Origin of the sequence: Pseudomonas sp. PvP001 (assembly GCF_040546375.1) — a bacterium.
In the GTDB taxonomy this organism is placed as follows: domain Bacteria; phylum Pseudomonadota; class Gammaproteobacteria; order Pseudomonadales; family Pseudomonadaceae; genus Aquipseudomonas; species Aquipseudomonas coleopterorum.
Genome location: NZ_JBEPNQ010000001.1, coordinates 1,574,501 through 1,596,046, shown reverse-complemented (window position 1 = coordinate 1,596,046; position 21,546 = coordinate 1,574,501). Strand labels below are relative to the sequence as shown.

The 21,546-nt window shown below is 60.4% G+C and carries 18 protein-coding genes and 1 pseudogene; 13 read left to right on the top strand and 6 right to left on the bottom strand.

The features are described from left to right. The first annotated feature begins 165 nt into the window (after positions 1 to 165). From ABMD26_RS07330 to ABMD26_RS07310, 5 genes are all read left to right on the top strand, one after another. Positions 166 to 1,452 (top strand): ABC transporter substrate-binding protein, encoded by a 1,287-nt coding sequence (locus ABMD26_RS07330; protein WP_354308778.1) that lies wholly within the window; start codon positions 166 to 168, stop codon positions 1,450 to 1,452. A 107-nt stretch (positions 1,453 to 1,559) separates the two neighbouring features. Further along, entirely contained in the window at positions 1,560 to 2,468 is a 909-nt protein-coding gene (locus ABMD26_RS07325) for a carbohydrate ABC transporter permease (RefSeq protein WP_354308776.1), read from the top strand. Then, positions 2,461 to 3,306: a carbohydrate ABC transporter permease gene (locus tag ABMD26_RS07320; protein ID WP_056844962.1), complete on the top strand. Its 846-nt coding sequence runs from the start codon at positions 2,461 to 2,463 to the stop codon at positions 3,304 to 3,306. Before ABMD26_RS07325 ends, ABMD26_RS07320 begins: the two co-directional genes overlap by 8 nt. A 2-nt stretch (positions 3,307 to 3,308) precedes the next feature. Next, a complete protein-coding gene (locus ABMD26_RS07315) occupies positions 3,309 to 4,469 on the top strand; it encodes an ABC transporter ATP-binding protein (RefSeq protein WP_320498133.1) in 1,161 nt (386 codons plus the stop codon). A 129-nt stretch (positions 4,470 to 4,598) separates the two neighbouring features. Beyond that, positions 4,599 to 5,903 carry a carbohydrate porin gene (locus ABMD26_RS07310; RefSeq protein ID WP_502948335.1) on the top strand — a complete coding sequence of 435 codons (1,305 nt, stop codon included), beginning with the start codon at positions 4,599 to 4,601 and terminating at the stop codon, positions 5,901 to 5,903. 161 nt (positions 5,904 to 6,064) lie between these two features. Here the strand turns inward: ABMD26_RS07310 and hexR are convergent, their stop codons facing one another. After that, positions 6,065 to 6,925 (bottom strand): DNA-binding transcriptional regulator HexR, encoded by an 861-nt coding sequence (gene hexR, locus ABMD26_RS07305; RefSeq protein WP_177327977.1) that lies wholly within the window; start codon positions 6,923 to 6,925, stop codon positions 6,065 to 6,067. Between the two features lie 211 nt (positions 6,926 to 7,136). Here hexR and zwf point away from each other — a divergent pair, with 211 nt between their 5' ends. From zwf to ABMD26_RS07290, 3 genes are read left to right on the top strand one after another with little or no spacing between them, the layout of a single operon-like run. Next, positions 7,137 to 8,606, top strand: a complete 1,470-nt coding sequence (gene zwf / locus ABMD26_RS07300) for a glucose-6-phosphate dehydrogenase (RefSeq protein WP_122741404.1) — start codon at positions 7,137 to 7,139, stop codon at positions 8,604 to 8,606. Then, positions 8,593 to 9,306 carry a 6-phosphogluconolactonase gene (pgl, locus tag ABMD26_RS07295; protein WP_354308771.1) on the top strand — a complete coding sequence of 238 codons (714 nt, stop codon included), beginning with the start codon at positions 8,593 to 8,595 and terminating at the stop codon, positions 9,304 to 9,306. The genes zwf and pgl overlap by 14 nt, the downstream gene beginning before the upstream one ends. Continuing rightward, the gene (locus ABMD26_RS07290; RefSeq protein WP_354308769.1) at positions 9,303 to 9,989 is read left to right on the top strand and encodes a bifunctional 4-hydroxy-2-oxoglutarate aldolase/2-dehydro-3-deoxy-phosphogluconate aldolase; all 687 of its coding nucleotides are present in this window, start codon (positions 9,303 to 9,305) and stop codon (positions 9,987 to 9,989) included. Before pgl ends, ABMD26_RS07290 begins: the two co-directional genes overlap by 4 nt. 86 nt (positions 9,990 to 10,075) lie before the next feature. On the opposite strand, the gene ABMD26_RS07285 is transcribed toward ABMD26_RS07290, so the two are convergent. Then, the gene (locus ABMD26_RS07285; protein ID WP_090356375.1) at positions 10,076 to 10,318 is read right to left on the bottom strand and encodes a DUF3820 family protein; all 243 of its coding nucleotides are present in this window, start codon (positions 10,316 to 10,318) and stop codon (positions 10,076 to 10,078) included. A gap of 232 nt (positions 10,319 to 10,550) precedes the next feature. Here ABMD26_RS07285 and ABMD26_RS07280 point away from each other — a divergent pair, with 232 nt between their 5' ends. Next, on the top strand, positions 10,551 to 11,009 hold the full coding sequence (locus tag ABMD26_RS07280; protein ID WP_134721718.1) for a ferritin-like domain-containing protein: 459 nt from the start codon (positions 10,551 to 10,553) through the stop codon (positions 11,007 to 11,009). A gap of 57 nt (positions 11,010 to 11,066) precedes the next feature. Here ABMD26_RS07280 and ABMD26_RS07275 read toward each other — a convergent pair whose 3' ends face one another. Together ABMD26_RS07275 and ABMD26_RS07270 are read right to left on the bottom strand one after the other, a co-directional pair. Further along, positions 11,067 to 14,162, bottom strand: a complete 3,096-nt coding sequence (locus ABMD26_RS07275; protein ID WP_354308766.1) for a multidrug efflux RND transporter permease subunit — start codon at positions 14,160 to 14,162, stop codon at positions 11,067 to 11,069. Then, positions 14,159 to 15,308, bottom strand: a pseudogene (locus ABMD26_RS07270) (efflux RND transporter periplasmic adaptor subunit). The gene ABMD26_RS07275 and the pseudogene ABMD26_RS07270 overlap by 4 nt, the downstream one beginning before the upstream one ends. A 273-nt stretch (positions 15,309 to 15,581) precedes the next feature. Here ABMD26_RS07270 and ABMD26_RS07265 point away from each other — a divergent pair. Then, positions 15,582 to 15,872, top strand: a complete 291-nt coding sequence (locus tag ABMD26_RS07265) for a hypothetical protein (protein ID WP_354308764.1) — start codon at positions 15,582 to 15,584, stop codon at positions 15,870 to 15,872. Positions 15,873 to 15,874: 2 nt separating this feature from the next. Here the strand turns inward: ABMD26_RS07265 and ABMD26_RS07260 are convergent, their stop codons facing one another. Further along, positions 15,875 to 16,195, bottom strand: coding sequence for a hypothetical protein (locus tag ABMD26_RS07260; protein WP_502948304.1), 321 nt, complete (start codon positions 16,193 to 16,195; stop codon positions 15,875 to 15,877). Between the two features lie 127 nt (positions 16,196 to 16,322). Next, positions 16,323 to 17,222 carry a chemotaxis protein gene (locus ABMD26_RS07255; RefSeq protein WP_049861862.1) on the bottom strand — a complete coding sequence of 300 codons (900 nt, stop codon included), beginning with the start codon at positions 17,220 to 17,222 and terminating at the stop codon, positions 16,323 to 16,325. Positions 17,223 to 17,509: 287 nt separating this feature from the next. Between ABMD26_RS07255 and ABMD26_RS07250 the strand changes: the two genes are divergently transcribed. The 3 genes from ABMD26_RS07250 (at position 17,510) to cyoB (ending at position 21,544) form a co-directional block, all read left to right on the top strand. Continuing rightward, a complete protein-coding gene (locus ABMD26_RS07250; protein ID WP_134721722.1) occupies positions 17,510 to 18,016 on the top strand; it encodes a disulfide bond formation protein B in 507 nt (168 codons plus the stop codon). A 573-nt stretch (positions 18,017 to 18,589) separates the two neighbouring features. After that, the gene (gene cyoA, locus ABMD26_RS07245) at positions 18,590 to 19,525 is read left to right on the top strand and encodes a ubiquinol oxidase subunit II (RefSeq protein ID WP_122741410.1); all 936 of its coding nucleotides are present in this window, start codon (positions 18,590 to 18,592) and stop codon (positions 19,523 to 19,525) included. A 3-nt stretch (positions 19,526 to 19,528) separates the two neighbouring features. After that, complete coding sequence (gene cyoB, locus ABMD26_RS07240) at positions 19,529 to 21,544, top strand: cytochrome o ubiquinol oxidase subunit I (RefSeq protein ID WP_122741411.1); 2,016 nt, start codon at positions 19,529 to 19,531, stop codon at positions 21,542 to 21,544. Positions 21,545 to 21,546: the final 2 nt, after the last annotated feature.

Here is a 21,546-nt window from a genome sequence, read left to right as displayed (position 1 = left end):
GGTCTGCGTGTTTCTGCACGCCGACTGGCCTGGCGATCATGAATGTCACCAGTCTGTGACATTTCCCTATCCCTTCGTTACCTGCACCCCACTTGGCGGTGTTTACACTCTCACGCAACGCAAGCATCAGACTTGCCTCTGCATAACAACAAAAAAGGAAGTCCCATGAACAAGCTCTCTCGCCTCGCCCTCGTCGTTTCCTTCGCCTCCCTGTTCCCGCTCAGTGCCATGGCTGCCGATTCCAAAGGTTCGGTGGAAGTGGTCCATTGGTGGACGTCAGGCGGTGAAAAAGCGGCGGTCGACGTGCTCAAGGCGCAGGTCGAGAAAGATGGCTTCACCTGGAAAGACGGGGCTGTAGCCGGTGGCGGCGGTTCGACTGCCATGACCGTGCTCAAGAGCCGCGCCGTGGCCGGCAACCCGCCTGGTGTAGCCCAGATCAAAGGCCCGGACATCCAGGAATGGGCGTCGACCGGCCTGCTCGACACCGACGTGCTGAAAGACGTCGCCAAGTCGGAAAAGTGGGACAGTCTGCTCGACAAGAAAGTCTCCGATACCGTGAAGTACGACGGTGATTACGTGGCCGTGCCGGTGAATATTCACCGCGTGAACTGGCTGTGGATCAACCCGGAAGTGTTCAAGAAAGCCGGTATCACCAAGAACCCGACCACCCTCGAAGAATTCTACGCTGCGGGCGACAAGCTCAAGGCTGCAGGCTTCATTCCTCTGGCCCATGGCGGTCAGCCTTGGCAGGACAGCACCGTGTTCGAAGCGGTGGTGCTTTCGGTCATGGGTGTCGATGGTTACAAAAAGGCCCTGGTCGACTTGGACAACGCCGCGCTGACTGGCCCGGAAATGGTCAATGCGTTGACCGAGCTGAAGAAAGTCGCGACCTACATGGACGCCGACGGCAAAGGTCAGGACTGGAACCTGGAAGCGGCCAAAGTCATCAACGGCAAGGCCGGCATGCAGATCATGGGTGACTGGGCCAAGTCCGAATGGACCGCCGCCAAGAAAGTCGCTGGCAAGGACTACGAGTGCGTCGCCTTCCCGGGCACCGACAAAGCTTTCACCTACAACATCGACTCGCTGGCCGTGTTCAAGCAGAAGGACGCAGGCACTGCGGCCGGTCAGCAGGACATCGCCAAGGTCGTGCTGGGTGAGAACTTCCAGAAAGTCTTCAGCATCAACAAAGGCTCGATCCCGGTCCGCAACGACATGTTGAACAACATGGAGCAACTCGGTTTTGATTCCTGCGCACAGACCGCTGCCAAGGACTTCCTGGCGGACGCCAAGTCCGGCGGCCTGCAACCGAGCATGGCGCACAACATGGCGACCACGCTGGCCGTGCAAGGCGCGTTCTTCGATGTCGTGACCAACTACATCAACGACCCGAAAGCCGACCCGGCCGACACTGCCAAGAAACTCGGCGCAGCGGTCAAGTCTTCCAAATAAGCCGTAGCGGCAAGCTGCAAGCTGCAAGTCGGAGCACTGCCCTGCTTATCTTGCAGCTTGAAACTTGTGGCTTGTAGCTGCCCTTTTCCTTTTCGATGGATTTCCCAATGAGCTCTGTTGCTGCGTTCAGCAAAGCCTCGCCGTTCGATGCATTGCAACGCTGGCTGCCAAAACTGGTGCTGGCGCCGAGCATGTTCATCGTACTGGTGGGCTTCTATGGCTACATCCTGTGGACGTTCGTGCTGTCGTTCACCACGTCGACGTTCCTGCCGACCTACAAGTGGGCGGGCCTTGCGCAGTATGCGCGCTTGTTCGACAACGACCGCTGGTGGGTCGCAAGCAAGAACCTCGCCTTGTTCGGCGGCATGTTCATCGGCATCACGCTGGTGATCGGTGTGTTGCTGGCGGTGTTCCTTGACCAGCGCATCCGTCGCGAAGGCTTTATCCGCACCATTTACCTGTACCCGATGGCACTTTCGATGATCGTCACCGGTACCGCGTGGAAATGGCTGCTCAACCCGGGCATGGGCCTGGACAAATTGCTGCGTGACTGGGGCTGGGAAGGCTTCCGTCTCGACTGGCTGGTCGACCCAGATCGCGTGGTCTACTGCCTCGTGATCGCGGCGGTGTGGCAAGCCTCGGGCTTTATCATGGCGATGTTTCTCGCTGGCCTGCGGGGTGTCGATCAATCGATCATTCGTGCCGCGCAGATCGATGGCGCGAGCATGCCGACGATCTACTGGAAAGTGGTGCTGCCGAGTTTGCGTCCGGTGTTCTTCAGTGCGGTGATGATCCTGGCGCACATCGCGATCAAGAGTTTCGACCTGGTCGCGGCGATGACCGCCGGTGGTCCGGGTTATTCCTCCGACCTGCCGGCGATGTTCATGTATTCCTTCACCTTCAGTCGCGGCCAGATGGGCATGGGCTCGGCCAGTGCGATTCTGATGCTCGGTGCGATCCTCGCGATCATCGTGCCTTACCTGTATTCCGAGCTGAGGACCAAGCGCAATGACTGATCTCGCAGCCAAACCCGCCATCAGCCTGAGTCGCATCGCGATCTATGCAGTGCTGATCCTCGCCGTATTGCTTTATCTGGTGCCGCTGGTGGTCATGTTGCTGACCAGTTTCAAGACTCCGGAAGACATCAGCACCGGCAACCTGCTGAGCTGGCCGACCGTGGTCAGCGGCATCGGCTGGGTCAAGGCCTGGGCCACGGTTGACGGTTACTTCTGGAACTCGATCAAGATCACCGTACCGGCCGTGATCATCTCTACCGCCATCGGGGCACTGAACGGCTACGTGCTGTCGATGTGGCGCTTCCGCGGTTCGCAGTTGTTCTTCGGTCTGCTGTTGTTCGGCTGCTTCCTGCCGTTCCAGACGGTGCTGCTGCCGGCCTCGTTCACGCTCGGCAAGATCGGGCTGGCGAGCACTACCACCGGCCTGGTGCTTGTCCACGTGGTTTACGGTCTGGCGTTCACCACGCTGTTTTTCCGTAACTACTACGTGAGCATTCCCGACGCGCTGGTAAAGGCCGCACGTCTGGACGGCGCGGGTTTCTTCACGATTTTCCGCCGCATCATTCTGCCGATGTCGACGCCGATCATCATGGTGTGCCTGATCTGGCAATTCACCCAGATCTGGAACGACTTCCTGTTCGGTGTGGTGTTCTCCAGCGGTGATTCGCAACCGATCACGGTGGCGCTGAACAACCTGGTCAACACCAGCACCGGCGCCAAGGAATACAACGTGGACATGGCGGCGGCGATGATCGCCGGTTTGCCGACCCTGCTGGTCTATGTGGTCGCAGGCAAGTATTTCGTGCGCGGGCTGACAGCCGGCGCAGTCAAGGGGTAATCATGGCTACGCTCGAACTTCGCAACGTCAACAAGACCTACGGTCCCGGCCTGCCGGACACGCTGAAGAACATCGAACTGTCGATCAAGGACGGGGAGTTTCTGATCCTCGTCGGCCCGTCGGGATGCGGCAAGTCGACCCTGATGAACTGCATCGCCGGTCTGGAAAGCATCACCGGCGGCGCGATCATGATTGGTGATCAGGACGTCAGTGGCATGAGCCCGAAGGATCGTGACATCGCCATGGTGTTCCAGTCCTACGCGCTGTACCCGACCATGAGCGTGCGCGAGAACATCGAATTCGGCTTGAAGATCCGCAAGATGCCGCAGTCGGCGATCGACGAAGAAGTCGCGCGCGTGGCCAAGCTGCTGCAGATCGAACACCTGCTCAACCGCAAACCGGGTCAGCTCTCCGGCGGCCAGCAACAGCGTGTGGCGATGGGCCGTGCCCTGGCGCGTCGGCCGAAGATTTATCTGTTCGACGAACCGCTGTCCAACCTCGACGCCAAACTGCGCGTCGAGATGCGCACTGAAATGAAACTGATGCACCAGCGCCTGAAGACCACCACGGTCTACGTGACCCACGACCAGATCGAGGCCATGACCTTGGGCGACAAGGTGGCGGTCATGAAAGACGGCATCATTCAGCAGTTCGGTACGCCACAACAGATCTACAACGATCCGGCCAACCTGTTCGTGGCCAGCTTCATCGGTTCGCCGCCGATGAATTTCATCCCTCTGCGTCTGACGCGTCAGGACGGCCGTCTGGTGGCGTCGCTCGACAGCGGCCAGGCACGCTGTGAGCTACCGCTGGGTATCACCGACGCGGGGCTGGAGGATCGAGAGATCATCCTCGGTATCCGCCCCGAGCAGATCGCCCTGGCGAGCGAACAGACCACGGGCTTGCCGGTATTGCGCGCCGAAGTGCAGATCACCGAGCCGACCGGGCCGGACACCCTGGTCTTCGTCACGGTGAACCAGACCAAGGTCTGCTGCCGACTGGCACCGGACGATGCACCGATGCCAGGTGCGACCCTGAACCTGTTGCTGGACCCGAGCAAGGTCCTGCTTTTCGACGCGGCCAGTGGCGAGCGTCTCGGCACAACGCGCTCCGTGCAAGATGCTGCACCCTTGGGCAACGTGACCCAGTTCAAAGGACGCTGAATAGCGACACCGGCAGGCGGCCTGTCGCCTGTCATTGGCAAGACTGTACAACACGTCAATAACAATAAAAGAGGAAGAGGGATGAACAGCAGACTTATCAACAAACCCAGACTGATCGGCCAATTGTCGATGCTTGGCGCCTTGAGTCTGGCCGGTAGCGTGCACGCCGCCGGCGCCTTCACCGAAGAGTCGCCGTGGATGACCGGCGATTGGGGTGGAGCGCGTACCGAGTTGCTGGAAAAGGGCTACGATTTTTCGCTGGAGTATGTGGGGGAGGTCGGTAGCAACCTGAACGGTGGCTACAACGACGACACCACCGCACGCTACAGCGACCAGTTCGCCCTGGGCGTGAAAATGGACCTGGAAAAGATCCTGGGCTGGAACGACGCCGAGTTCAAGCTGGCCATTACGGAACGTAGCGGTCGCAACATTTCCAACGACCGGATCGGCGATCCGCGTGCCGGGACCTTGAGCTCCTCCCAGGAAGTCTGGGGCAGGGGGCAGACCTGGCGGCTGACGCAGATGTGGTACAAGCAGGGCTATTTCGACAACAAGCTCAACGTCAAGATCGGCCGATTTGGTCCGGGCGAGGAATTCAACAGCTTCCCGTGCGACTTCCAGAACCTGGCGTTCTGCGGTTCGCAGGTCGGCAACTGGGTGGGCAACATCTGGTACAACTGGCCGGTCAGCCAGTGGGCCTTGCGCATCAAGTACAACATCACGCCGGAAGTGTACGCGCAGGTGGGTGTGTTCGAGCAGAACCCTTCGTACCTGGAAACCGGCAACGGCTTCAAGCTCAGCGGCAGCGGCACCAAAGGCATGATCCTGCCGGTCGAACTGGTGTGGACGCCCAAGATCAACGACCTGCCGGGCGAGTACCGTCTGGGCTACTACTACAGCACGGCCAAGGCTGACGACGTCTATGAAGACGGCAATGGCCAGGCAGCAGCCGTGTCCGGCGCCAGTTACAAGTCCCACAGCAGCAAGCACGGCGCCTGGATCGTGGCCCAGCAGCAGTTGACCAGCCATAACGGCAGCGCCGCTCGTGGTCTGAGCATCTTCGCCAACGCCACCGTGCACGACAAGGACACCAACTTCGTCGACAACTACCAGCAGATCGGCCTGACCTACATGGGGCCCTTCGACGCGCGGCCCAAGGACGACATCGGCGTGGGCATCGCCCGCATCCACGTCAACGACGACGTACGCAAGAATCGTCGCCTGGTCAACGATCTGAACAATGTCGACGACTACGACAACCCCACCTACCTGCCGATCCAGGACACCGAATACAACGCCGAGATCTACTACGGGTTCCACGTCACCAACTGGCTGACCGTGCGGCCCAACGTGCAGTATATCAAGCACCCGGGCGGCGTGAATCAGGTGGACGATGCACTGGTGGCCGGCCTGAAGATCCAGTCCAAGTTCTGATTTGTGGTGTGCTCTTTGCGGGCGACTTCGGTCGCCCGTTTTTTTTCCCGGTAACGGGCTCACCGTAGGAGCGGTCATCGGCCGCGAAAGCCACGGCACAGTCCATCTGCTTCACCGCAGCGCGTCTTTCGCGGCCACTGGCCGCTCCTACAGATCCTTATTCAGTCCAGCCCATCCCCTGCCGGATAGCGGCTGACATTCAGGCTTTCCTTGATCTTCCTCAGGTGCGGTTGGAAATCCACCCCGCGTCGTAGCGTCATGCCCGTGGCCAGCACATCGAGCACGGTCAGTTGCACGATGCGCGAGGTCATCGGCATGTAAATATCCGTGTCTTCTGGCAGGGGTATGTTCAGACTGACACTGCTGGCCTTGGCCAGGGGCGAGCCCGCGGCGGTCAAGCCCAGCACCGAGGCGCCGTTTTCCCGCGCCAGGCGAGCCACTTCCACCAGTTCGCGGGTGCGCCCGGTATAGGAAATGATCACGAACAGCTCACCGGTATGGGCCACCGAGGCCAGCATTCGCTGCATGAGGACATCGGCATGCGCCGACACCGCGAGATTGAAGCGGAAGAACTTGTGTTGCGCATCGAGCGCCACCGGCGCCGATGCGCCGAGGCCGAAGAAATGGATCTGCCGCGCCTGGATCAGCATGTCCACGGCGCGGCTGACCAACGCCGGATCGAGTTGCTGGCAGGCGCTGTCCAACGAGGCAATGGCACTGCCGAAAATCTTCTGGGTGTAGGCTGCAGGATCGTCGTCGGCTTCCACCGCGCGACTGACATAAGCCGCGCCGCTGGCCAGGCTCTGCGCCAGTTGCAGCTTGAGCTCGGGGTAGCCACTGACGCCGAAGGAGCGACAGAAGCGGTTCACCGTCGGCTCGCTGACCTTGGCGGCTTGCGCCAGGGCGGCAATACTGAAGCGGGTTGCCTGCTGCGGATTGAGCAGAATGATCTCGGCCACCTTGCGTTCGGCCTTGTTCAGCTCATCGAGGCGGCTCTGGATCTGTTCCAGAAGATTTCGCACACGGTCCATGGTATGTCCTTGGGTCTACTGCAGCCAGCGAGCATGTCTGGCCAGGCTGTCTTCACGGGTGGCTTATCCTACTGGTGGGCGCAGTGCGCCACCACCCGTATCTGTTTGAAGGGGCAAATGTTGTGGTTATTACTACATTCTGCCTTGAATCGCGCCCTGAAAAAGGGTATTTCTACGTCAACTTGATAGAAGAACAAACATCATGCCCTCAATGACCGCAGGATCATGCACCTTTGCCCTCTTTGGCGCCCTGGGCGACCTGGCATTGCGCAAGCTGTTTCCAGCGCTGTATCAACTCGATCGCGCGCAGTTGCTGCACGCCGATACCCGCATTCTCGCGTTGGCCCGCGAACCCGGTGACGAGGCCCACCACCTGGGTGTCATTGAGGCCGGACTGCGCAAATTCGTTTCCGAGGCGCAGCTGGAGCCTGAACCGCTGCAACGTTTTCTGGCCCGTCTGAGCTACGTGCACGTGGACTTTCTGGACGCCGACACCTACGTCGCGCTGGCCGAGAAAGTCGGCGATGCCGAGCAGCTGATTGCCTATTTCGCCACGCCGGCTGCCGTGTACGGCGCTATCTGCGAAAACCTGCACAAGGTCGGCCTGACCGAACGCACCCGCGCCGTGCTGGAAAAACCGATTGGCCACGACCTGGAATCCTCGCGCCGGGTCAACGACGCCGTAGCGAAGTTTTTCCCCGAAAACCGGGTCTACCGAATCGACCACTACCTGGGCAAGGAGACGGTGCAGAACCTCATTGCCCTGCGCTTCGCCAACAGCCTGTTCGAAACCCAGTGGAACCAGAACTACATTTCCCACGTGGAAATCACCGTGGCGGAAAAGGTCGGTATCGAAGGGCGTTGGGGGTATTTCGACCAGGCCGGTCAGTTGCGCGACATGATCCAGAACCACCTGTTGCAGCTGCTGTGCCTGATCGCCATGGATCCACCGGCCGACCTGTCCGCCGACAGCATCCGCGACGAGAAAGTGAAGGTCCTCAAGGCGCTCGCGCCGTTCACTGCCGATGGCCTGACCCAGCAAGTGGTCCGGGGTCAGTACATCGCAGGCTACAGCGAAGGCCGGCCCGTGCCGGGGTATCTGGAAGAAGAAAATTCCAACACCCAGAGTGACACCGAAACGTTCGTCGCGCTGCGCGCCGACATTCGCAACTGGCGCTGGGCCGGCGTGCCGTTCTACCTGCGCACCGGCAAGCGCATGCCACAGAAACTGTCGCAGATCGTCATCCACTTCAAAGAGCCGCCGCACTACATCTTCGCCCCCGAGCAGCGCCTGCAGATCAGCAACAAGCTGATCATCCGCCTGCAACCGGACGAAGGCATATCGCTGCGGGTGATGACCAAGGAACAAGGCCTGGACAAGGGCATGCAACTGCGCAGCGGGCCGTTGCAACTGAATTTCTCCGACACCTATCGCAGTGCGCGTATTCCAGATGCGTACGAGCGATTGCTGCTGGAGGTCATGCAGGGCAATCAGAACCTGTTTGTCCGCAAAGATGAAATCGAATATGCGTGGACATGGTGCGATCAGCTGATCGCCGGCTGGAAGAAGTCCGGCGATGCCCCCAAGCCGTACGCGGCAGGTTCCTGGGGGCCGATGAGCTCGATTGCCCTGATCACACGCGATGGGAGATCCTGGTATGGCGATATCTGATTTACAGTTCCCCGAAGGGGTGAAGGTTCACGACTGCGTGAGCGCTCCCTTGTTGGCCGAAGCCTTGGCCGGCAAGGTGGCCGAACAATTGCGCGAGGCCATCGAACGTCAGAACGTGGCGACCCTGGTGGTTTCCGGCGGACGCAGTCCGGTGGCGTTCTTCGAATGCCTGGCGCGTCAGAGCCTGGACTGGTCGCGCGTGGTGATTTCCCTGGCCGACGAGCGCTGGGTGCCCATCGAGCATGCCGACAGCAACGCCGGTCTGCTCAAGCGCCACCTGTTGGTCGGCGCGGTGGAGCAGGCTCGTTTCGTCAGCCTGTACCAGACCACTTCCAGCCAGGAGGAGGCCGCTGCAGTGGCCGATGATCTGCTTGGCCAATTGCCGCCGATCGATGTGCTGGTACTGGGCATGGGTGATGACGGGCACACCGCGTCGCTGTTTCCCGACAGCCCCAACCTCGAACAGGCCCTGGCACTGGACAGCGAGCGTCGCTGCTGGCCCATGCTGGCGCCCAGCGTCCCCCATCAACGCCTGAGCATGAGCCGCGCGCTGCTGGCCTCGGCCCGCTTCAAGGTGTTGTCGGTGCAGGGCGAAAGCAAGTTGAGCACATTGCGCATCGCACTGGCCGGCGACGATGTCGCGCAGATGCCGATCCGCGCCTTCCTGCACTCCGCGTTGGATATCTACTGGTGTCAATGAATCAAGGAACCGCCGCAATGATCACCACCGAACAACAGCAACGCATGGTCGACAAGGTTGCCCAGATCGACGCCCTGGCGGCGCGTGCGCGAATCCTGCCCGTCATCACCATCGCGCGTGAAGAGGACATTCTGCCGCTCGCCGATGCGCTGGCGGCCGGTGGCCTGACCGTGCTGGAAGTGACCCTGCGTTCGGCACTCGGCCTGCAGGCCATTCAAGTGCTGCGCGAGCAACGCCCCGAACTGCTGGTGGGTGCAGGCACCGTACTGACTCGGGAAATGCTGGCCGCAACCGAGCAGGCCGGCTCCCAGTTCACCGTCACCCCCGGTGTGACCCAGGACATGCTCGAGGCCGGTGTGGAAAGCTCGTTGCCCTTGCTGCCGGGTATCAGCAGCCCGTCCGAATTGATGATGGGCTACGCGCTGGGGTATCGCCGCTTCAAGCTGTTCCCGGCCGAGGTGAGCGGTGGTGTTGCTGCCATCAAGGCGCTGGGCGGACCTTTCCCGGAGGTACGCTTCTGCCCGACCGGCGGCGTGGGTCCAGGCAACATCAACAGCTACATGGCGCAGTCCAACGTGATGTGCGTGGGCGGCTCGTGGATGCTCGACAGCAAATGGATTGAAAACCGCGATTGGGCACGCATTCAGGAGTGCAGCGCGCAAGCACTGGCTCTGCTCGATTGATCAGACTTCGTTAGGCGCTTCATGGCTGTCTTCAGTGCGCTTGGTCGGCGCACTTTTTTTTGCCTGGAACAAAGCCCTCACGGTGTCTAGCGGCCATCGGCAATGCGCGGCTTGCCATGTTTGACACGCAGCGGATCGAGCAGGTCGGACAAACCGTTGTGATCGATTTCCTGCATGAGGGCCAGCAGACCACCCAGCTCTCCCTTGGGAAAACCTTCGCGTGCGAACCAGTTCAGATAATGCCCTGGCAGATCGGCAATCACCCGGCCCTTGTACTTGCCGAAGGGCATTGCAAATGTCACCAGGGATTCGAGTTTTTCGGGGTTCATGGGCAGGTCTTCGCAACGAGTTTCATTTCATGGACAAGGTGACGAAGGTTACATGCATTCTGCACGAGCGCATAATTCGCGATCATGCATAAAGAGGGTAGGGTCGGCGGCTGCTTAATCGCAAGCCACTGAACTATAAGACAATAACCAATAACATCGATTTGGCACGAAGCCTGCTCTTGCTCATTCATCCCCAACCCGGTTTCCGATTTTTCTCAGGAATTGAACAAAGATGAATGGTCCCACCAAAAGCGTGATTTCGATTCTCAACAATCTGATCGAAACCTGCAAAGACGGTCAGGAAGGCTTCAAGACGTGCGCCGAAGACATCAAGAACCCCGAGCTCAAGGCGCTGTTCACCAAGCATGCGTACGAATGCGCCGAGGCGGCGGGCGAGTTGCAAGCCGAAGTGATCGCCTTGGGTGGCACGCCTGAAGATTCCACCAGCCTGAGCGGCGACCTGCACCGCCGTTGGGTCGACGTAAAATCGATTTTCACCGGCAAGGATGAAGAAGCGGTCTTGAACGAAGCCGAGCGTGGCGAAGATGTGGCACTCGCGGCCTATAAGGACGCCTTGGCCCAGCCACTGCCCGCCCACGTTCATTCCATCATCGAGCGTCAGCAGCAGGGCGTACAACGCAATCACGATGAGATCAAGGCGCTGCGCAATATCGCTCGCGCCCATAGCTGAGTAGGCTTGAGCAATAGAAGAACGCCCGCGTATCGGGCGTTTTTTTATGGGTGGTGTTCAGTGGCTGGCAGGCAGTGCGGGTGTCCGCGAACCGTCGGTGCGGTGAAACAGCCGCTCCAGTTGCAGATAGATCACCGGCGTGGTGAACAGCGTCAGCACTTGGCTGATCAGCAGGCCGCCCACCACCGCGATACCCAGCGGCTGGCGCAATTCCGCACCGGCGCCGTAGCCGAACATCAGCGGCAACGCGCCCAGCAGTGCAGCCAGGGTGGTCATGATGATCGGGCGAAATCGCGTCAGGCAGGCTTTGTGTATCGCTTCACGCGGGGGCAGTCCCTGGATGCGTTGCGCCTGCAGGGCGAAGTCGATCATCAGAATGCCGTTCTTCTTGACGATACCGATCAGCAAGACCAGGCCGATCAAACCCATGATCGAGAAATCCTGTCCCCACAGCCATAGCAGCAACAGGGCACCGAGTCCGGCCGAGGGCAGGGTCGAGATGATCGTCAGGGGGTGGACGAAGCTTTCGTACAGCACGCCCAGGATGATATAGACCGCCACCAGCGCGGCCAGAATCAGCCAGGGTTGGCTGGCCAGCGAGCTTTGAAAGGCCTGGGCTGCGCCTTGGAAACTGCCGGTGATGGAAGCGGGCATGCCCAGTTCCGCCTCCGTGCGTTCGAGCAGCGCCACGGCTTCGCCCAGCGCAACACCCGGTGCCAGGTTGAAAGACAGGTTGGCAGCCGGAAACAGGCCGTCGTGACTGATCGACAAGGGACCCTGAGTGGGCGGCTCCACTCTGGCGACGGCCGAGAGCGGTACCATTTCACCGCTCAGCGCCGAGCGCAGATAGAAGTACTGCAGGCTCTGGGCCTTGCCGCGTTGGTCCGCCTTGAGCTCCAGAATGACCTTGTACTGATTGGTCTCGGTCTGGAATTCGTTGATCTGGCGCTGACCGAACGCATCGTACAGCGCCTGATCGATGTCGCTCGCGGTCAGGCCGAAGCGTGCTGCGGCCACGCGATCGATGCTGATCTGCGTCACGCTGCCGCCCAGCTGCAAGTCGTTGGACAGGTCGCGGAAGGCCGGGTTGGCCCGCAGCCGCTCGGTCAGACGCTGGGTCCACAGGTTCAGGGTGGGCCCGTCATTACTCTTGAGTACGTATTGGTACTGACTACGGCTGGGGCCGGCGCTGAGATTGATGTCCTGCCCGGCACGCAGGTACAGCACCACGCCCGGGACCTGCGCCAGTTGCGGCCGCAGGCGGTCGATGAACTCGCTGGCCGACACGTTTCGTTCGCCCTGGTTCTTCAAGCCGATCCAGAACCGTCCGGTGGCAATGGTCTGGTTGCTGCCTGTCACGCCAACAGCGTGGGAATAAGCCCGGACCGCCGGATCTGCGCCGACGATGCGGGCCAGAGCGAGGTGTTTTTCCTGCATGTCCTTATAGGAAATGTCTGCCGCCGCCTCGGTCGTGCCCAGCACGAAACCGGTGTCCTGCACCGGGAAGAACCCTTTTGGGATGAGCACGTAGCCTGCCACCGACAGGCCCACGGTCAGGGCGAACACGGCCAGGGTGATGCGCTGGTGCGCCAGCGCGCGTATCAGCCCCTTGTCATACCAGTCCAGCAGGCGAGCACCGAAATCGGCGCGCGTGGAGTGCGCGGGTCGGCGCATGAACAGCGCGCACAAGGTCGGTGCCAGGGTCAGGGAAACCACGACCGAAATCAGAATGGTCGAGGTCGCCGTCAAGGCAAACTCCTTGAACAGCCGCCCGACCACGCCCCCCATGAACAGCAGCGGAATGAACGCGGCGATCAGCGAAAAGCTGATCGACACCACCGTGAAGCTGATTTCGCTGGCACCCTTGATCGCCGCTTCGCGCATGCCATCGCCTGCTTCAAGGTGGCGATGGATGTTCTCCACCACCACGATCGCGTCGTCGACCACGAAGCCGACGCTGATCACAATGGCTACCAGCGTCAGATTGTTCAGGCTGAAACCCATCAGGTACATGGCCGCGAACGTAGCGACCAGAGACACGCCCAGCACGCTCGACACGATCAGCGTGGCTGACAGCTGGCGCAGGAACAGGGCCATGACCGCCACGACCAGCAACACGGCGATCAGCAGCGTCAGCTCGACTTCGTGCAGGGAAGCCCGGATGGTCTGGGTGCGGTCGTTGAGGACGGTGACGTCCACGGTCGCCGGCAGCATCTCCTGCAAGCGTGGCATGGCGGCGAGAATGCGGTCGACCGTGTCGACGATATTCGCGCCTGGCTGGCGGAAAATCGTCAGGTTCAACCCCGGTTGGTCACCGGACCAGGACTGCACGTAGGCATTCTCCGCGCCCTGGATCACCGTGGCGACATCCTTGAGCTGCACCGGCGCACCGTCTCGGTAGGCCACCACCAGTTGCGCGTATTCGTCGGCCTCGAACAGTTGATCGTTGGTGGCCAGTGTCGACACGCTGGTGTCGCCGTACAGAGCGCCCTTGGCCAGGTTCAAGCTGGTTTGCTGGATGGCGCCGCGCAGGTCGGCCAAGGTCAGATCCAAAGCAGCCAGGCGCTCGGGAGCCGCCTGCACACGAATCGCCGGGCGTTGCTGGCCGGTGATGTAGATCTGGCCGACGCCCTCGATCTGGCTCAGTTGCCGGGCCAGCAGCGTTTCGGTGTAGTCACTCAACACGTGGGTGGGCATTTGCGCAGAGCTCACGCTGAGGATCAGCACCGGGCTGTCACCCGGGTTGACCTTGCGCCAGGTTGGCAAGTTGGGCATGTCCTGCGGCAGACGCCCGGCTGCAGTATTGATTGCCGCCTGGACCTCTTGCGCGGCGGTGTCGATGCTTTTGCTCAAGCTGAATTGCAGGATCAGATTGGTCGATCCCAGCGCGCTGCTGGAGGTCATCTGGGTCATGCCGGGGATGGCGCTGAACTGCACTTCCAGAGGCGTGGCGACCGAAGACGCCATGGTCTGCGGACTGGCGCCGGGCAGTTGGGCGTTCACCTGAATGGTCGGGAAATCCGCTTCGGGCAGCGGCGCGATTGCCAGCCGGGTAAAGGCCAGGCCACCGAGCAGCACCAGGGCAAAGGTCAGCAGAACGGTGGCCACCGGTTGGTCGATGCACCAGGCGCTGACCGAGCGCCCGGCGCTCATGGCGCGGTCGCTGCGTTGCCCGTCGCCGGCTCGACCAACTGCACGGAAGCGCCTGGCCGCAATCTTGACTGTCCGTCACTGACCAGCACGTCACCAGCCGCCACGCCTTCTATCAGGCTCTGCGTGGAGGTCTGGTAAAGCACCTGCACCGGAACCTGCTCGACCTTGGCGTCGGTCACGCGGTAGACGTAATGGCCGTCGATGCCGCGCTGGACCACGGCCAATGGCACCACCAAGGCATTGCGCTCGACCCCGACCTGCAACCCGACACTCACCAGCTGACCTGGCCACAAGGTGTGTTTGCCGTTATGAAACTCGGCCTTGGCGCGAATGGTGCCGGTGTTTGCCGCAATCTGGTTGTCGAGCAGGGTGAGGTGGCCTTCACCGACCTGCGTGCCCGTCTCGGTATCGCCATTTATGTACGCGCGCACCACCGCTGGCTGCGGCTTGTCCAGCAGCGACTGCAGGGTGGCCAGTTCCTGCTGCGGCAGCGAGAACTCGACAGCGATGGGGTCGATCTGAGTCACCGTGAACAAGCCTTCGGCATCACTGACGCGCAGGAAATTACCGGGATCCACACGGCGAATCCCGACCCGACCGGTCACCGGCGAACGAATCTGGGTATAGGACAACTGCACTTGCGCCGCAGCGATGGCGGCCTTGTTGCCTTGCAGGGTTGCGGTGAGCTGATCGAACAGGGCTTGCTGTTCGTCGAGCACCTGCCGGGAAATGCCATTGTCACGGCTCAGGTCCTTGTAGCGGCGCAGGTTGATCCCTGCCACTTGCAACTGCGCCTGGCTCTGACTGGCTTGCGCCTGAGCTTGAGCCAGGCTGGCGCGAATGGCGCGATCGTCGATGCTGGCAAGCGCATCTCCTTTGTTCACCCCACTGGCCTTCTTTCACGGCTACCTGATCAAGAATACCGTCGACCTGCGCGCGCACGGTCACGCTGTGCAATGAAAGCACCGAACCGATACCGGTGAGGTAACGCGGAACATCGGCCTGCACCACGGTGACTACCCGCACCGGGATGGGCTGGGCCGGTGCAGGTCCGCTGACCGGGGCGCGCTTGAACAGCCATGCCGCGCCGACCACGACGACGAGCAGCAGACCTGCCACGGACAGGGGGCGTATGGCTATGCGCATGCGGATCGGACACCGGCAGAGGGAAGATCTGGCAGTTTGACCCTAGTCGCGCTGCCTTGCCAAGCCCGCGTACCTGGGTGCTTGGCCATGGGCCACCGACACCCATTAGGCTATTTCGATTCGCGTGGAAAAAATCGCTCAGATCAAAGGAAGCGAACCAGCGAGACCCGTCGGGGTTTTCCTACATGGTGCGCTGAATAGGCCTATGGCGCTGCCCAGTTGATCACCAGAGACTTCCTTCCTTACAACAAGTCGATAAATGAAGGAAGGCCAGTGATCGTTATGGACTGTGTGAAGTATGGCAAAGGATTGCTGCTGGCGAGTCTGATCCCCATGATGCTGGCCTTGCTGTATGTCAGCACGCTGCCAGCGGCGATCAAGTGCTGCGCCTTTCAACTGGCCCTGGCGCTGGGCATGCTGCTGTTGCTATGGACACGTCGGCTATGGGTGAGGGTGCTGGTGGTCGTTTCGTTCATGCTCAAATTTGCGGCATTGGAAGCACTCGACGAGAAAGCCGGCAGCATGCCTTTTGTCAGTATCCTCTATGCATTCATTCTGCTTTGACTCTATTTGCCTTGTACCGAATCCCATTGAGTGACGAATGCCTTGCGGCTTTGCTTGTGGTACAGACACAGCTCGGCGCCAGGTTGATTCTTCATGTGCGCCTGTGGATAACGGCCCTGGATGAGCACTGCGGTGTAACCCACGCGGTCTTCGAATTCGGCAGGCGCGCTGGCCACCCGGGCCTGTTTCAACGTGGTGGCTTTCAGGCAGCTGCTCGCGACGCGTTTGTCGTGTTCCGCCCAGGCCTGGTCGGTCGACGCCATCGCTTGAGTGGTGGCGCCGCCGAGCGTGAGCAAAAGGGTCAGGTAGGTTTTCATGATCATGGAGCCTCAGCGGTGTAAGCGGGCACCCATTATGCCTGGGTACCTTTGCATCCATGCCCCATTCATCCAGGCACCGCCGACCTGACTGCATTCATGCGCAGCTACCTTTATGCATGCCGCAGCGGGTTCAGCGCGCCTGTTCGGCGACGAAACGCGCTGCGGTGATCAGGCAGCCGGTCAGTTCGGGGGAGGAGAATTTCGTCAGCACCGCATTGGCACCGGCCAGCCGAGCCTTCTCGCTGTTCATCGTACTGTCCAGCGAGGTGTGCAGCAGAACGTACAGATCCTTGAAGTCCGGTGTTTCGCGCAAAGTGCGGGTCAGCGCGTAGCCGTCCATTTCCGACATCTCGATATCCGATACCAGCACATTGATCTGCGCCTCGGTGCCCTGCAACTCCAGCAGGCAGTCGATCGCCTCGCGGGCGCTGCGCGCGGTCCGACATTCGATGCCCAGGGTGCGCAAGGTGATGAGCGACTGCTGCAACGCCACGTGGCTGTCGTCCACGACCAGGATGTTGGCGTTGGCCAGGCAGCGGGCATCGGCGTCGCTCAAGCGCTGGGGTTCGCCCTGCAGGCGTGCCGGGGCAATGCCGTGGATGACTTTCTCGATGTCCAGTACCTGCACCAGCGCACCGTCCACCTGGGTCACCCCGGTGATGAACGACTTGGTGCCCGAGCCGTAGGGTGGCGGACGGATATCGGTACTCAGGCAATGCACTATGCGGCTGACGGCCTGAACGTGCAGGCCCTGCTTGGAGCGACTGACGTCCGTGACGATCAGGCACCCGCCGGACGGATCGAGCAAGGGTTGCTCACCGATCGCCCGGCTCAGGTCGATGACGGACAACGCCTGGCCTCGCAGGGTTGCCACGCCCTTGACGTGGGGGTGTGCCTCGGGAAGGCGGGTCAGGGCAGGGCAGGGGATGATCTCGCTGACCTTGAGCAGGTTGATGGCCATCAACTTGCCGCTGCGCAAGGTGAACAGCAGCAGCGAAAGGGAATCTGCGCGGGCGTTCTGGGTTGCCATGTGAACCTTCTTGATGGAGCCGATGCGGGGCGGCGAACGACCAGCCCAAGGAGTACGTTGCCTATGTATCGACTCGACACGCGCAGGCTTTAACGAGATCGTCGTACTGGCTGCCACGGCTGGCTTAATGCCGGTTTAATCGCAGCCGCTCTACTGTGTGCGGGTTGGCAGAAATTTCCGGTTACACCGTATTTCCAGAGTTTTCCTACAGTCGTCCACGCAACCCAGCGTGTAGACTGGCGCCCATCGAAAACCTGCCCGTTCTGACCTGTGAAGGGAAAGCTGCAATGAATGAAGTCAACCTGCGCCTGAACCGCGAGCGACGTTTCCTGGTATTGCTGGGCGTGATCTGCCTGTCCCTGATCGGCGGCGCGCTGTACATGCAGATCGTCCTGGGCGAAGCGCCTTGTCCGCTGTGCATCCTGCAACGCTATGCGCTGCTGTTCATTGCCCTGTTCGCATTCATCGGCGCGGCGATGCGCGGCCGTACCGGTGTGACCGTGTGCGAAGGGCTGGTAGTGCTCAGTGCCATAGGCGGCATTGCGGCTGCCGGTCGTCATGCGTGGGTGTTGGCCAACCCCTCGGTGAGCTGCGGTCTCGACACGCTGCAACCCATCGTCGACGGTTTGCCTTTGGCCGACCTGATGCCCAGCGTGTTCCAGGTTCAGGGGTTCTGCTCCACGCCTTACCCGCCGGTGCTCGGCCTGTCGCTGGCGCAGTGGGCGCTGGTGGCTTTCGTGATGACGGCTATTCTTGTACCCGTAGGCATCCATCGCAATCGAACACGCGCCTGATGGCGCCAGGGGTGTCGGCCTCGTCATTATTCGTGCCGGAAGTCGATTCCGCCTTTGGCGTGTAACGGCGAAGATGCGACAACCTGTCGTCGGCGATTTCGCGAAAGCCCCTAAAATACGGGCCTTGGCAAGGGTTTTCAGGGGTGCGACATCGTGTCGCAAGGCTTTGAAAGTGCGTCGGATTGTTGCATAATTTGGAAATACCTGTTGCTGGATTAGTCGTAGTCAATGGGTAACGGGCTCACTACAATCGCGGAAATTTCAGCAGGTCGGTGCCTCAAAAAGGGCAGGTCAGTGGCGCTTTTGCACCATTGGCAGGCACTTTTCATACCGTTGGTACGGCTTGGCTGAACCCTTGAGTGGTCCGTGCACTCAAGGGAAAGAGTCTGCAATCCTCTGGGTTGCACAAGTCATGACAGCTGCACCGTTCCAGACCGGTCTTGTCACCCCGCAGCAACTGCGAGCCTGGCATGTCCGTATTCAATCCCGATATAAATGCTGGCGCTTGGCAGGTCGAAGTGTTGGCTACCAAAACACAATTGCATTGAAGCAAGCTGCTCTAGAGGTCGTGAGATGAGTAAAAAGCGTTACCCCAGACTGTTTGGCATACTGCCCTTTTTAGGCATGCTTTTTCTCGGCGGGTGCAAGTGGACCCTGATCGACTCGAAAGGGCAGGTGGGCATCGACGAACGCAACCTGATCTACATCGCCACCGGGCTGATGTTGCTGGTGGTGATCCCGGTCATCGTCATGGCCATCGCGTTCGCCTGGAAGTACCGTGCCTCCAACAAGGAAGCCACCTACACGCCTGAATGGGCGCACTCCACCAAGATTGAAATGGTGGTATGGGGCATCCCGCTGCTGATCATCATCGCGCTGGGCTACGTGACCTACGTGTCGACTCATCACCTGGACCCTTACCGTCCGCTGGATTCCGAGCACAAGCCGGTCACCATCCAGGTCGTGGCGTTGGACTGGAAATGGCTGTTCATCTATCCAGAGCAGGGCATTGCCACGGTCAACAAGATCGTCTTCCCGGCCAACGTACCGGTCAACTTCCGCATCACTTCCGACTCGGTCATGAACTCGTTCTTCATTCCGCAGCTGGGTGGCCAGATCTACGCGATGGCCGGCATGCAGACGCAGTTGCACCTGATCGCCAATGAAAACGGCGAGTTCGACGGTATCTCCGCGAATTACAGCGGCGCAGGCTTCACCGGCATGAAGTTCAAGGCAGTCGCTACGACCCAGGCTGATTTCGATGCGTGGGTCAGTGAAGTGAAGAGCGCACCTAAGCAGCTCGATGCAGCTACCTACGAAGCGCTGGCCAAACCTAGCGAGAAAAACCCGGTCGAGCTGTATTCCTCGTACGTTCCAAACCTGTTCCAGACCATCATCGACAAGTATGAAGGCATGAATCCAGGTAAAGGCGTCAGCCACGAGGGGAAGCAAGCCTCGAACGAAGGGATGGACATGGGCAAGAATTCAGCTGCTGGGGCAGAGGAGTAAAAGATGTTCGGTAAACTTAGTCTGGAAGCGGTGCCCTTCCACGAGCCGATAGTGATGGTGACACTTGCCGTCGTTGCGCTGCTCGGGGCGGTGGTGTTCGGTCTGATCACCTACTACAAGAAGTGGACGTACCTGTGGACCGAGTGGTTCACGTCGGTCGACCACAAGAAAATCGGCGTCATGTACATCGCGGTTGCCCTGGTCATGCTGTTGCGTGGCTTCGCCGACGCCATCATGATGCGCTCGCAACAGGCGGTCGCAACCGCTGGCTCGACCGGCTTCCTGCCGCCAGAGCACTACGACCAGATCTTCACCGCTCACGGTGTGATCATGATCATCTTCATGGCCATGCCATTCATGATCGGTCTGATGAACATCGTCGTGCCGTTGCAGATCGGTGCACGCGACGTGGCCTTCCCGTTCCTGAACTCGGTCAGCTTCTGGCTGTTCGTGGTCGGCGCGCTGCTGGTCAACATCTCCCTGGGGGTCGGCGAGTTCGGCAAGACGGGTTGGGTCGCGTATCCACCGCTGGCCGGGATTCAGTACAGTCCTGGGGTTGGTGTCGACTACTACATCTGGGCACTGCAGATATCCGGTCTGGGTACATTGCTGACAGGCGTCAACTTCATCGTCACCATCCTGAAGATGCGTGCGCCTGGCATGACCCTGATGAAAATGCCGGTGTTCACCTGGAACTGCCTGTGCACCGCGGTCCTGATCGCTGCATCGTTCCCGATCCTCACCGCTGTACTGTTCATGCTGACTCTTGACCGCTATCTGGGCTTCCACTTCTTCACCAACGAGCTTGGTGGGAACCCGATGATGTACGTCAACCTGTTCTGGGCCTGGGGTCACCCCGAGGTGTACATCCTGATCCTGCCGGCGTTCGGTGTGTTCTCGGAAGTCACGTCCACGTTCTGTCGCAAGCGTCTGTTCGGTTACGTGTCGCTGGTATGGGCAACCATTGCCATCACCGTGCTCTCGTTCATCGTCTGGCTGCACCACTTCTTCACCATGGGTTCGGGTGCCAACGTCAACGCCTTCTTCGGCATCATGACGATGGTGATCGCGATCCCGACGGGTGTGAAGATCTTCACCTGGCTGTTCACCATGTACCGTGGCCGCATCGAGTTCACCACTCCGATGCTGTGGACCATCGGCTTCATCGTGACCTTCAGCATCGGCGGCATGACCGGCGTTCTGCTGGCTGTGCCTGGTGCTGACTTCGTGTTGCACAACAGCCTGTTCCTGATCGCTCACTTCCATAACGTGATCATCGGTGGTGCGGTATTCGGTTACCTGGCAGGTTTTACCTTCTGGTTCCCGAAAGCCTTCGGCTTCAAGCTCAACGAGCGCCTGGGCAAGTACTCCTTCTGGTGCTGGCTGGTAGGTTTCTACCTGGCATTCATGCCGCTGTACGTGCTGGGCTTCATGGGCATGACCCGTCGCCTGAACCACACCGACAACCCGGACTGGACGCCATGGCTGTATGTAGCCTTCGTCGGCGCACTGTTCGTCGCTGCCGGTATCGGCTTCATGCTGCTGCAACTGTTCGTGTCGATCCGCGATCGTCACAAGAACCAGGACGTCTCGGGCGACCCATGGGATGGCCGTACCCTGGAGTGGTCGACTTCGTCGCCACCACCGTTCTACAACTTCGCCGAGCAGCCAGTGGTTTCCGATCTGGACGCTTATTGGGGCATGAAAGAGCGTGGTGAAGCCACTGCCAACGCTGCGGACTACAAGCAGATCCACATGCCGCGCAACACTGGTATGGGCGTGCTGATGTCGTTCTTCGGTCTGATCCTGGGCTTCGCCGCCATCTGGCACATCTGGTGGGCGGCTGCGATCGGCCTGGCCGGCATGGTCATCACCCTGATCGTGCGCAGCTATGACGACGACATCGACTACTACGTACCGGCTGAAGAAGTCGCTCGTATCGAAGGTGAACGCATGGCTCGCCTGGCAAACGCTGCACGAGTTGATTCTCGTCTGAACTCCACGGTGGAGAAGGCTTAAAC